Source organism: Romboutsia sp. (assembly GCF_056995035.1).
Genome location: NZ_JBXKIW010000044.1, coordinates 15,070 through 28,952, shown reverse-complemented (window position 1 = coordinate 28,952; position 13,883 = coordinate 15,070). Strand labels below are relative to the sequence as shown.

The 13,883-nt window shown below is 27.2% G+C and carries 11 protein-coding genes; 10 read left to right on the top strand and 1 reads right to left on the bottom strand.

From position 1 onward, the window contains the following. Positions 1-2 precede the first annotated feature (2 nt). The 10 genes from AC11VW_RS05605 (at position 3) to AC11VW_RS05560 (ending at position 12,545) form a co-directional block, all read left to right on the top strand. Positions 3-947, top strand: a complete 945-nt coding sequence (locus tag AC11VW_RS05605) for a protein kinase domain-containing protein (protein WP_484300412.1) — start codon at positions 3-5, stop codon at positions 945-947. Positions 948-1,133: 186 nt separating this feature from the next. Continuing rightward, positions 1,134-2,990 (top strand): GGDEF domain-containing protein, encoded by a 1,857-nt coding sequence (locus tag AC11VW_RS05600; RefSeq protein ID WP_484300411.1) that lies wholly within the window; start codon positions 1,134-1,136, stop codon positions 2,988-2,990. Between the two features lie 28 nt (positions 2,991-3,018). Next, a complete protein-coding gene (locus AC11VW_RS05595) occupies positions 3,019-4,887 on the top strand; it encodes a tetratricopeptide repeat-containing diguanylate cyclase (protein WP_484300410.1) in 1,869 nt (622 codons plus the stop codon). Positions 4,888-5,063: 176 nt separating this feature from the next. Then, positions 5,064-5,972: a ribokinase gene (gene rbsK / locus AC11VW_RS05590; RefSeq protein WP_484300409.1), complete on the top strand. Its 909-nt coding sequence runs from the start codon at positions 5,064-5,066 to the stop codon at positions 5,970-5,972. Between the two features lie 4 nt (positions 5,973-5,976). After that, on the top strand, positions 5,977-6,372 hold the full coding sequence (gene rbsD / locus AC11VW_RS05585) for a D-ribose pyranase (protein WP_484300408.1): 396 nt from the start codon (positions 5,977-5,979) through the stop codon (positions 6,370-6,372). Further along, positions 6,373-7,866 (top strand): ribose ABC transporter ATP-binding protein RbsA, encoded by a 1,494-nt coding sequence (gene rbsA, locus AC11VW_RS05580; protein WP_484300407.1) that lies wholly within the window; start codon positions 6,373-6,375, stop codon positions 7,864-7,866. A gap of 1 nt (position 7,867) precedes the next feature. Beyond that, a complete protein-coding gene (rbsC, locus tag AC11VW_RS05575; RefSeq protein WP_484300406.1) occupies positions 7,868-8,833 on the top strand; it encodes a ribose ABC transporter permease in 966 nt (321 codons plus the stop codon). Between the two features lie 34 nt (positions 8,834-8,867). Continuing rightward, positions 8,868-9,779 (top strand): ribose ABC transporter substrate-binding protein RbsB, encoded by a 912-nt coding sequence (rbsB, locus tag AC11VW_RS05570; RefSeq protein WP_484300405.1) that lies wholly within the window; start codon positions 8,868-8,870, stop codon positions 9,777-9,779. A 278-nt stretch (positions 9,780-10,057) separates the two neighbouring features. Continuing rightward, a complete protein-coding gene (locus AC11VW_RS05565) occupies positions 10,058-11,698 on the top strand; it encodes an N-acetylmuramoyl-L-alanine amidase (RefSeq protein WP_484300451.1) in 1,641 nt (546 codons plus the stop codon). 250 nt (positions 11,699-11,948) lie between these two features. Continuing rightward, positions 11,949-12,545: a 3D domain-containing protein gene (locus tag AC11VW_RS05560; protein WP_484300404.1), complete on the top strand. Its 597-nt coding sequence runs from the start codon at positions 11,949-11,951 to the stop codon at positions 12,543-12,545. 58 nt (positions 12,546-12,603) lie between these two features. On the opposite strand, the gene AC11VW_RS05555 is transcribed toward AC11VW_RS05560, so the two are convergent. Then, entirely contained in the window at positions 12,604-13,713 is a 1,110-nt protein-coding gene (locus AC11VW_RS05555; protein WP_484300403.1) for a DEAD/DEAH box helicase, read from the bottom strand. Positions 13,714-13,883: the final 170 nt, after the last annotated feature.

Below are 13,883 nucleotides of genomic sequence, written 5' to 3'. Positions count from 1 at the left end.
AGTTGAACTTTATAGGTAATAGATATGAATTATTAAACTGTGAAGAGCATATAGAACTAAATAAAATATACAAAGCAAGAGATGCTTATGACAATAAAAAAGTATTAATAAAAATAATCGAAGAGAATCATAATATATGTACAAATTTTATATCTAATTTAATAGATGAAAGTACAATGCTACATCAAGTAAATTCACCATATATATTAAAAATGATAGATGTTGGGATTCACTGTACAGAATTAACTACACTTTACTATATGGTAAGTGAAGACTGTGAAGGAATAGCATTAGAGAATGTAATACGTGGAAACTATCTACATCTAGAAGCTATAGTAAATATTGCTACTCAAATAGTAAAGGCTTTAGAAACATTAGATTCATATAATATGTATCATGGAGACTTAAATCCAAGTAATATAATAGTAGATGAATGGCATAACATAAAAATTTGCAACGTTGGAACTACAAAAGCGAATCATGGAATAAATATAAGGCCATCTATGCAAATAAAATACTTATCTCCTCATCAATTATGCATAAACTATACAGATTTAGAAAGCGATTTCTTTACATTAGGGCTTATATTATTTGAAGCTATATTTAAAAAACTACCTTTTAGCCAGTGTGAAAATGAAGAGCAGATGCTTAAAAACATTGATAAAGGCGTTATTTGGAATGAATTAAAAGCTATTAATGGAAACGATAAACTTATAAATATTATAAAAAAGCTTTTAAGTAGAACTGAAAAATATACTAACACACAAGATATAATAATAGATTTAAGTTTAGTTATGTATGAAAAAGCAGATATAAAAAATAATATAAATATAGAAAATGAAATAGGAATAATAAAAAATAAAAAAGTTGGAATAATAAAAAATAAAAAAATATTAGCAGTTGCAATGATTAGTTTAGTATTAAGTATGTTATTAGGTATGATATAAGTAAAACCGTAGAAAAAAATAAAATTAATAAAAGCCTTAGTGTTAATAAAATATAAACACTAAGGCTTTAACTTTTATAATAATATTTATATTTATATTTATTTTTACATACACATGGTATAAGATTATAATATGTATAAATAAAATATAAGTCAACAATCCTATTTGAAAAAGGGTGATATTTAGATGAATTATGAATTAATAGAAAAATACATTGATGATTTAAGAAAAAAAGATGAATATAGTATAAAATTAGAATACATAAAAACTATAAAATCAGATTTAGAAAAATATATAGACAATTTGAGTGATAAGAATTATTATGAAGGTTCAAAATCCTACTTTTTGCTTATGTTAGTAAATTACCATATGCAAAATAAAAATCAGATTATAGATAATTTATTAAGATCAATAAATTTATTAAATAATAGTAATTCAGAAGATAAAATCTATGAAGCGATATTATATGGATATGTATCAAATTATCATACTCAATATAGCGAAGAACATATATCAGTACCAATTGAAGACATTGCAAAAGAAAAACTTAATGAATGTTTTGATGTAGAGGAGTTAGTACAATTTTATTTAAGACATGTTAAAATATTAATGAATAAAAATTATAAAAAAGAAGATATAAAGCCTTATATAGATAAGGTTCATAAAATTATTAAAGAAAATAATTTGAAATATATTGCTAAATATTACTGTGATATAGCGAAGGTTTATTTAAATATATTTGATAATACAGTAGTAGCTATATTTTATTTATCGCAATCCTTAGATTTAGCTATAAAAACTTCTCAATTAGACTTAGAAATAAGAAATAGAATATTTCTAGGATTAAGTTATACATCATTAGAAAATGATTTGGAATCAATAAGCTATCTTAAACCGATTTTAAATGACAACAAATATGAAAATATCAATTCTGTATATAAAATTACTGTTGCAAATAACTTAATGTGTAATTATTTAAGATTAGAAGAATTTGAAAAAGCACATAAATACTTAGAGTTTATGGAATCTAATTATATATCTAATAATTTGTTAAATAATATACAATTTAAAATGATAATTTGCATGTGTAAAGCAGAATATTATAGTAAAGTACAATCAGATAAAATAAAAGAATCTATAAAATACATAGAAAAAAGTAGAGATTTATATGAAAAAAATACATTTCAAAATATATTTCAAAATATAGATATATCAATAGATAGAATAGAAGGGAATATTTATTATAAGTTAGGTAATTATAAAAAAGCATGCGAATTGCATAATAATGGTCTGCAAAAAAGCATTCAAAGAAATAAAAATAAATTTGCAATAGAATTTTACAAGTTATTATCTATGGATTTTGAAAAATTAAAAGACTTAAAAAAATCTATTGACAGTATAAAAAAATATATGATTTTAAGTGAAAAGTGGTTCAAAAAACAAAATAATGAATATACAAAAATATTATTAAAAGAGTATGACATATATGAAAAAGAAGATAAAATATCACAACTAACATATTTAAAAGATATTTTAATAGATAAAAGGAATAAAGATGCATTAACAGGATTATTAAACAGAAGATTTTTAAATGAGTTTATAGTTGAAAATTGCAATAACTATAAATATGATGGACTTGTATCTATGTTAATGATAGATATAGATTATTTCAAAAAATACAATGATAAATATGGTCACTTAAAAGGTGATGAAGTATTAAACAAAATAGGAAAACTTCTAAATAGTATATGTTATAAAGATAAAGATATGTCTATAAGATATGGAGGGGAAGAGTTTTTGTTATTAATACAAAATACAACATATGAAGAAAGTATAAACCTTGCTAATGAAGTATTAAATAAAGTCAGAGCTTTAAATATTGAACATGAAGAGTCACAATTAAATCCTAAAATTACAGTAAGTATAGGGATATCAACTGGCAAAGCAAAAAATAAAGATTACCATCAATTAATAGAAGATGCAGATAAGGCCTTATATGTGGCTAAAAAAAGTGGTAGGAATAGGTATATACATATGAAATAAGCATTGTTTTACGTAAGGGAGGTTTTAGATGAAATTTGATATTGAAAAAATAATAAAAAACACCGAAATAAGAGCAACATCATTATTGGATATAGATTATTTAGAAGCAATTATTATACAAGCATATAAATATATTGATAAACTAGAAAAAAATAAAAATTATTTAGAATTAACAAAAGTATACTATCTTTTAGGACTTCAGAGCAGTCTTAAATGTAAAATAAATGAAAGTATAAATTATTGTGAAAAAAGCTTACAAATGGCTAATAAATTAAATAATAAATTATGGCAAGGAAAAAACTATTCTAGATTAAGTGTCATAAATTTTAAGATAGATAATTATGCAGTTTCAAGAAAGTATTTTATAAAAGCAATAAAATTATTTCAAGAAGAAAATAATATAGCACAAATAACATTAGCATATACTCAAAGAATGTTATCTATAAGAGTGAGGGAAAAAAATAAAAATATACTCAAAGAATATATAAATAAAATATTAAGCTTAATGGAACTTTGGGAAGATAAAGAACATGGGTATTATTATGTAGTTATTGGTGTAACATATATATGTTTTTTACAGGAATCTGTTTCCTCTATGCAGTACTTTGTAGAGGCAATGAGGATAGGAAAAAAATACAAGATAATTGAAATAAATGCATTAGTTTTATATTACTTAGGAAGTATATACTTAGACTATATTAAGAATCCATCAGAGGCCATAAGAAACCTAGAACCTCTAGTATATAATTCAAAGTATGACTTTATGGATAAACAACTAAAAGGATCTTCATCTGTAGCTTTAATTGATGCATACATAGATGAAAATAAATTAGAAGATGCAAGATATTGTATAGCTTATTTGAAAGAATATATGAGATCAATAAACAATACTCTAGATAAAGATACAAAAACAATGTTGATTTATTTACAAGCTAAGTTAATATCAAAAGGTGATAAGAATTTAGGAAAAGGCCTTAATTATGCTTTAAATGCTAATGAAAGGTATAAAAAAAATATAGCTAACTTTAGATACACTCATTTTGATTGTAATATAAATACTGTTATTGGAGATTTATACTTCAAACTAAGGGAATATGATAAAAGTATAGATTATTATAAAAAAAGTATAGAAATGAGTAAAAATTGGGGAGAAAATTATGAAAAAAATGCATACTATTCTTTAGCAAAAGTATATGAGTATAAAGGAGATTATGAAGAAGCTCTAAAAAACTATAAAATATGTGAAAGCATTTTTAGAGATGTTGTAAAAGAACACTGCTTTATTAAATATGAAAATTTACAAAAAGAGTTTGAGCAAATCTATAAAGAAGAAGAAATAAGAAACTTACACATGTACAATGCAATGATAAAAGAAGAATCATACAAGGATCCTTTAACAAAATTGTTTAATAGAGGTTATTTAAAGGATATTATAAAAAATAATGTGGGATTAAAAAACATAAATATATTAATGATAGATATAGATTATTTTAAAAATTATAATGATAATTATGGACATATAAAAGGTGACTCAATTTTAATAAGTATAGCAAAATGCATAAAAAATAGTTGTAATGAGTGTAATGATAAAGTGATACGTTATGGAGGCGAAGAGTTTTTGATAATATCATACAGTAAAGATAAAGATTATATAGAAAACTTACCATATAATATAATAAAAAATATAAATAAGCTTAGTATAGAACATAAGTATTCACAAATAAGTGATAAAATAACAGTAAGTATAGGAGTAAGTTGTGGTGATATAAATAGCCGTGATGATTACGATGTATTGATAAATGAAGCAGATGAAGCTTTATATATGGCAAAAGATGAAGGGCGAAACACAGTGATGAAAAGTATAAATTCAGAGTATATAAAAAAATACCCATTATAAAATTAAATTTTTATAATGGGTATTTTGTGTAAAAATATAAGTTTTTGTGTAAAAATATAAGTTTTAATTAATAAATGTGTTGCACTGAATAAATGAATGTGATATTCTATAAAAAGTAAAATTGATAATAAAATAAAACAATTAATATAGATTATACTTATATAGGAGGTATTACTTTGAAAAATATATGTGTTATAGGTAGTTTAAATATGGATTTAGTAGTAAAAGTACACACAATGCCTAAAGGTGGACAAACTTTAATAGGAGAAAACTTCAAAGAAGTACCAGGCGGAAAAGGTGCTAATCAAGCAGTTGCAATGGCAAGACTAAATGGAAATGTATCTATGATAGGTAAAGTTGGAAATGATGGATTTGGACAAACTTTAATAAATGCACTTAAAAATGACAATGTAAATACAGATTATATAAAAGTAGAAGAAGGACCAAGTGGAGTAGCACTTATAACAGTAGATAAAAATGCGGAAAACTGTATAGTGGTAGCACCGGGAGCGAACTTCAAATTAACATCTGATGATATAGATAATAATATAGAAGCAATAATAAATAGTGACATAGTAGTAGTACAACTTGAAACACCAATTGATACTATAAAGTATGCACTAAAAAAAGCAAAAGAATTAGGAAAATACACAATATTAAACCCAGCACCGGCAGTAGCACTACAAGATGAGTTAATAGAAAATGTTGATTTATTAACACCAAATGAAACAGAACTTGAAATAATAAGTGGTGTAGAAATAAAGTGTGAAGAAGATATACAAAAAGCAGCACAAAAGATGATAGAAAAAGGTGTAAAAGAACTTATAGTAACATTAGGTTCAAAAGGAAGCTTATATATAAATAAAGAAAAAAGTATATTCCAAAGTGTATACAAAGTACAAGCAGTAGATACAACAGCAGCAGGAGATAGCTACACAGGAGCATTAGCCGTAGCATTTGCACAGGATAAAGATGTAGAATTCGCAATGGACTTTGCATCAAAAGTAGGAGCACTTTCTGTTATGAAAGAAGGAGCACAAAGTTCGCTACCAACATTAAAAGATGTAGAAAACTTCAGGGGGTAAATACATGAAAAAGACAAAATTAATAAATAGTGAAATATCATATACAATATCAAAAATGGGACATACAGATAGCTTAACAATAGGAGACTGCGGACTACCTATACCAGAAAATGTATCTAGAATAGATTTAGCATTAAAATATGGAGTACCAACATTTTTAGAAACACTAGACACAATACTAGAAGAACTATGTGTAGAAGAAATCATAATAGCAAGTGAAATAAAAGAAAAAAACAAAATCATGTATAAAGAAATATTAAAAAGATTTGAAAACATAAAAATAAGCGAAGTATCTCACGAAGAATTTAAAAACTTAACAAAAGAGAGCAAAGCAGTGGTAAGAAGTGGCGAATGTAGCCCATACGCAAATATAATCCTAAAGTCAGGAGTGGTATTTTAGATGAACAAACCTATTCTAAAAATGACAAATATAGTAAAAGAATTTCCAGGGGTTAAAGCTTTAGATGGAGTAAATTTAGATTTATATGAAGGGTCAGTAATGGCTATAATGGGGGAAAATGGAGCTGGAAAATCTACACTTATGAAAGTACTAAGTGGAGTTTATAAAAAAGATGGTGGAGAAATTTATTATAAAGGTAAATTAGAAGATATAAAAGGTCCAAAAGATGCTCAAGAAAAAGGAATAGCTATAATACATCAAGAGTTAAACTTAATACATGATCTTACTATAGGTGAAAATATATTCTTAGGAAGAGAACCAAAAGGATCTTTTGGTAAAATAAATTGGACTAAATTACATGAAGATTCAGACAAGCTTTTAAAAAAATTAAACGTAAAAAGTAGTTCAAAAGAATTATTAGGAAGTTTAAGTATAGGCCAACAACAGATGGTTGAAATAGCTAAAGCATTGTCTTTAAATGCTCAAATAATAATAATGGATGAACCGACGGATGCTTTAACAGACAAAGAAACTAAAAGTTTATTTAAGGTTATAAATGAACTTAAAAATGAAGGAAAGTCTATAGTTTATATATCACATAGATTAAAAGAAATATTTGAAATATGTGAGGCTATAACAGTAATAAGAGATGGTAAATATGTTGGCTATGAAAAAATAGAAAACATAAATGAAGATAAAATGATAGAAATGATGGTTGGAAGAAAGTTAACTGATCAATTTCCAAAAATAGAAGCAAATAAAAAAGATATAGCTCTAGAAGTTAAAAACCTAAAAAATCAATATGTAAATGATATATCTTTTAATGTAGCTGGTGGAGAAATAGTAGGTATAGCAGGACTTATGGGTGCGGGTAGAACAGAACTTGGTAAAACTATATATGGATACTTAAAGAAGCAAAGTGGAGAGATTTATGTAAAAGGAAAGAAAGTTGAAAATAAATCTGCTAAAGATGGACTTAAAAATGGTATTGCATATGTATCTGAAGATAGAAAAGGAGATGGGTTAATACTTGGTTTATCTGTAAAGGAAAATATGAGTATATCTTCTCTTGATAAAGTTTCATCTACATTTAAAGTTAATAAGCAAAAAGAATTAGATCAAGTTAAAAATTATATAAAAAAGATGAATATAAAAACTCCTAGTGAGAATCAAATAATAAAGAATTTAAGTGGTGGTAATCAGCAAAAAGTTGCTATAGCAAAAGCGCTTATGACAAACCCTGATGTGTTAATACTTGATGAACCTACTAGAGGAGTAGATGTAGGTGCTAAAAAGGAAATATATGACCTTATAAATGAATTGAAAAAAGAAGGTAAAGCAATAATTATGATATCTTCTGAAATGCCTGAGATACTAGGTATGAGTGATAGAATATTAGTACTTAGTGAAGGTAAATTAACAGGAGAATTTGATAGAGAAGAAGCAAGCCAAGAAAAAATATTAAAAAGCGCAGTTAACACTGAGGAGGTATAAAATGAGTAAGGTATCAGCTGGAAATAAAAATATAAATATCAAGGATTTACTTATAGAATATAAATCACTTGTAGGACTTTTAGGATTAGTAATTGTAGTAGCAATACTTAGCCCTTCATTTTTCACAGTAACAAACCTTTTAAATGTATTTAGACAAACTTCTATAAATGCAGTTATAGCAGCAGGTATGACATTTGTTATATTAACTGGAGGAATAGATTTATCTGTTGGATCAATACTTGCATTTAGTGGAGCTGTAGCAGCAAGTTGTTTAGCATCTGGTCAAAGTATGATAGTTACGGTAATTTTAACTTTAACAATTGGTGCAGGTGTAGGTTTATTAAACGGTATTATAATAAGTAAAGGAAAGTTACAACCATTCATAGCTACACTAGCAACAATGACAGTCCTTAGAGGTGCTACATTAGTATTTACTGATGGTAAGCCAATATCTGTAGGGGTTAGTGAAGGAGCAATGGCTTTTGGTAAGATAGGTGGAGGAACAATGCTTGGTATACCTACTCCAGTTATAATAATGATAGTAGTATTTTTAATATGTTACTATATATTACATCAAACTAAAATAGGTAGACATACTTATGCTCTTGGTGGAAATGAAGAAGCAACTAAGTTATCAGGACTTAATACTGATAAAATAAAAATATTTGTATACACAATAAGTGGTATATTATCAGCAATAGCAGGAATTATAATAACAGCGAGATTATTTTCGGCACAACCAAATGCAGGTAGTGGATATGAATTAGATGCTATAGCAGCAGTTGTTCTTGGAGGAACTAGACTTGCAGGTGGTAAAGGTAAGATAAGCGGTACAATAATAGGTGCACTTATAATAGGTATATTAAGTAATGCTCTTAACTTATTGAATGTGTCATCTTATTTCCAAATGATAGCTAAGGGTGTAGTTATATTAATAGCTGTACTATTAGATAGAAAAAATGATTAATTAAAATTATAATATCAAAAGGAGAAATTAAAAAATGAAAAAAATAATTTCAATGTTAATGGCATTAACTTTATCATTAGGAATACTGACAGGATGTGCATCAAAAGATGGTGCAGGAAAAGATAGTGCTGGAAGTAAAAAAATTGGATTAATAGTATCGACTTTAAACAATCCATTCTTTGTTACATTAAAAGACGGTGCAGAGAAAAAAGCAAAAGAATTAGGATATGAATTAATAGTATTAGATTCTCAAAATGACCCAGCAAAAGAAGTATCTAATATGGAAGATATAACTACTAAAGGTGTTTCTTTAATATTACTAAACCCAGTTGATTCAGATGCAGCAGCTGCATCAGTTCAAATAGCAAATGGTGCATCTATACCTGTAGTTACTTTAGATAGAGCTGCTAATGGTGGTAAAGTTGAAACACACATAGCATCAGACAACATAGCTGGTGGAAAAATGGCAGGACAATATTTAGTTGAGCAATTAGGTGGAAAAGGTAATATAGTAGAACTTGAAGGAATAGCAGGATCTTCTGCAGCTAGAGATAGAGGGCAAGGATTTGAAGAAGGTATAAAGGGAAGTGGATTAAAAGTAGTATCTAAACAAGCTGCTGATTTTGATAGAACAAAAGGATTATCTGTAATGGAAAATATATTACAAGGTAATAAAGATATAAAAGCTGTATTTGCACAAAATGATGAAATGGCTTTAGGAGCTCAAAAAGCTTTAGCAGATGCAGGAATGACTGATGTATTAATAGTAGGGTTTGACGCTACTGATGACGCTGTAAAAGCTGTTAAAGAAGGAAAAATGGCTGCAACTGTAGCTCAACAACCAGACTTAATAGGATCTTTAGGAATAGAAACTGCTATAAAAGTAATAAATAAAGAAAAAGTTGAAAAGTTTATACCAGTAGAATTACAATTAATAACAAAATAAATAATTTCTAAAATATAACATAGAAAAAGATAGCATCGCCAAATTAAGGTGATGCTATTTTTAATTTGAACATGTAACTAAAAATAAATTTTAAAATATACAGGAAGCTTATATATAAATTAGGAAAATACATTAACTTACCTTAGTTGACTTAAAACAATATAATACGATATAATATAGTAGTGAAATTGAAAATCAACTACAATTATGTATAATATATACATACAAAGTAGTATTTTGTATATTTATTAAAAATAGGGAAGGGAAAAGTATTGAAAATGAAAATTAATAAAGCTGTGAAAAATATAGTAGTAGGTAGTATATTATCTACATTACCGATACTATCAAATGTAAGTATAGCCAATGCACAAGGTAACTTAGAATCGGAATTTTTATCTATAGCTAATCAATATGATTCAGAAAATATAGTAGTTGAAAATGGAATATCTATAAAAAAAGGTGAAACGCTAGATTTGTCAAAAGATTCAGGGTGGGAAATGTCAAATTATAACACTGTTAAGATCGATGAAAATGGAGTAGTGCACCCAATAAATGAAGGAACTGTATTTTTAAGTAAAGAAATAAATGAAAAAGTACATATAATAGAAGTTCATGTATCAAGTAGTGAAACTAAACTTATTGCTAGTACTAGGATGGCAGCAACAGCAGCAGATAGAGACTACTACAAAGTATTTGTGGATCCAGGTCATGGAGGAATTGATAATGGAGCAAGTGGGTATGGACATTTAGAAGAGGAATTGAACTTACAAGTAGCTAAGATCGTTGAAAGCAAGTTAAAACAAAAAGGAATAGAAGTAAAGATGAGTAGGACATCTGATGTATACATATCTTTAGCAGAAAGAGCACAAATGGCAAATTCATATGGAGCAGATGCATTTATATCTATACATCAAAATTCTTCAGATAACCAATCTGCAAGTGGAATAGAAACATATTATCATACTGATAAAATAGGGTATAAGCCATATAGTAATGAAATACACACTAATGCAATACAAGAAACCGGCGCAAAAGACAGATATGTAAGATCAGCTAACTTTGCAGTTATAAGGGAGACTAATATGCCCTCTTCATTATTTGAAAGTGGATTCATAACTAATCAAGAAGAAAGTAAAAAATTAGCAGATCCAGTATACCAAGACAAACTAGCATCTGCTATAGCAAATGGAGTAGAAACATATTTAAAAGAGAATATTGAATTAAGTGGGAAGCCAACTGATCCACAAGAAAAACCACCAATAGATAAAGTAATAAACACAGGTGTAGTTACATCTTTAAGTTTAAATGTAAGAAGTGGATATGGAACATCTAATTCAGTTATAGGATCAGTATCAAAAGGAACGAAGGTAGAAATAGTAGAAAGTAAAGAGGGATGGCATAAGATAAAATATAATAGTGGATATGGATATATATCAGCAGGTTATGTAAATTTAGATAGTACAGAATCAAAGCCACCAACAACACCAGAATCAAAACCACCAGTGAGCGAAACAATAAAAACAGGTATAGTAAATGCAACAAGCTTAAATATAAGAAGTGGAAATGCAACATCTTATTCAAAGATAGGAACGTTAACAAAAGGAACTAAAGTAGAGGTAGTTGAAAGTAAAAATGGATGGTATAAAATAAAATATAAAACAGGATATGGATACATATCAGCAAGTTATATAACTATAAATAATACACAAGCAAAACCACCAATAGTTAGTGTTATAAAAACAGGAGTAGTAAATGTATCAAGCTTAAATATAAGAAGTGGATATGCAACATCTTATTCAAAGATAGGAATGTTAACAAAAGGAGCTAAAGTAGAGGTCGTTGAAAGTAAAAATGGATGGTATAAAATAAAATATAAAACAGGATATGGATACATATCAGCACAATATATAAAATTATAATAAAAAATATTAAAAATAAAGGGGATGTCTTAAAAATAATAGATTATCCCCTTTAACCCCTGCTTATGACTAGGATTGAACTAAAATATAAAATGCTATTTTTTCAATCAATTTTCTTAAAATGTTACTTTTTTGTAATAAAATTACAAAAAAATGTTTACAAACTGGAAACAAATTGATACTATATAACTATAGAAAGTTACAAACAAGTAACAAATAATGAAAAATAAGAAAATGGGGGGATGCTTTTATGATAAAGAAAACTACAATTCTAGGTATATTACTTAGCGCAGTTATATTTACACTAGGAGCTACTGAAACATTTGCCGATAACACAGGAGTACCAACAACTAATTTAAACGTGAGAAGCGGACCATCAACTAAATATAGTGTTGTAGGGTCTTTAAGTAAAAATAAATCAGTAACAATATTAAGTAGTAGCCAAGGATGGAGCAAAGTAAGGTTATCTAATAATAAAGAAGGTTGGGCAAGTAGTAAATACATAAGATTAGGTCAAAATTCAAATTACAACTCAGATAATAATAATAGTAGTAATAATAACTCTTCAAGTCAAGGCAAAAAAACTATAAATGCAGTAGCCACTGCATATACCGGATACAGCACAACATCAACAGGACAAAAACCAGTATGGGGAACCATAGCAGTTGATCCTAGGGTAATACCATATGGAACAAAGGTATATATACCACAATTTAATAAAGTATTTATAGCTAATAACTGTGGTGGAGCTATAAAGGGTAATAAAATAGATATATTTATGAACACAAACAAAGAGTGTTCTAACTGGGGAAGAAGAACTATAGAAATTCAAATCCTTGGTAAATAATTTGATAAATGATAAGGAGGGTATATACCCTCCTTTTGTGTATCAAGATATATTTAAATTATATATCTAAATTTCTTCTTTTTATCTTTAACTTTATAGTTTTTTCTATTTCTTCTAACATTTTTTCATTCTTAGGATCTATAAATAAACAAGTATAACCCTTTTCTCCAGCTCTACCACATCTACCTATACGATGAACATAAGACTCCACGCTTTCAGGTATATCATAGTTATATATATGGCTAACTCCACTAACATCTAAACCACGAGCAGCAACATCAGTAGCAATTAAATATTGAATCTCAGCATTTCTAAATGACTTCATTATTCTCTCACGCTTAGACTGAGTTATATCACTATGAAGCTTTGCACAGTTAAATCCTCTCTTATAAAGGTCCTCTTCAAGCTTATCAGCTCTTACCTTAGTTCTACAGAAGATTATTGACATAAATGGATTATCTTCATTTAAAATAGAACATAAAGAGTCTTGCTTATTTCTATCTGTAGTTTCAACAACCTCTTGAACTATATTTTCTAAAGTGATTTCTTTCTTTTGTATACTAACAATAGAAGGATCATTCATATATCTATAAGCTAATTTTTTTACAGCAGAATCCATAGTAGCAGAGAAACATAACATTTGACGTTTCTTTGGCATAAAAGTCATGATAGATTCTATATCATTTTTGAATCCCATAAAAAGCATCTCATCAGCTTCATCTAAAACTATTGTACTTAATTTACTAAGATCTATTGTCTTTCTCATAAGATGGTCTATAAGTCTACCAGGAGTAGCTATTATTAAATGGATATCTTTTTTAAGCTTCTTAAGTTGAGAGCCAATATCCTTACCACCATAAGCTGCAAGTACTCCAATATTTTTACCTTCTTTAAGCTTATTAGCTTCCTCTGTAATTTGGATAGCTAACTCTCTAGTAGGAGATACTATTAAAGCTTGTACACAATCCTTAGATGGATCTATATTTTCAAATATAGGAAGTAAGAAAGCTAAAGTCTTACCAGTACCAGTTTGAGCTTGTGCTATAACATCATTACCGCTTTTTACAAGAGGAATACTTTCAACTTGGACAGGAGTAGGATTACTTATACCATTTTTATTTAAAACATTTATAATATCTGCATTAATTCCTAAATCTTTAAAATTCATAATATTTTACCTTTCATTTCAAATCTAAATTTAATTAAAACTATGTAAAATGTGCTTCATAAAAGTCTTCCTTGATAAAACTTCAATTAAAGACTTTTTTACTTTATATATAATATCATAGTGGGAAAATTAATACTAATAATTTGCTAAATTAAATTTTTCCTACATTA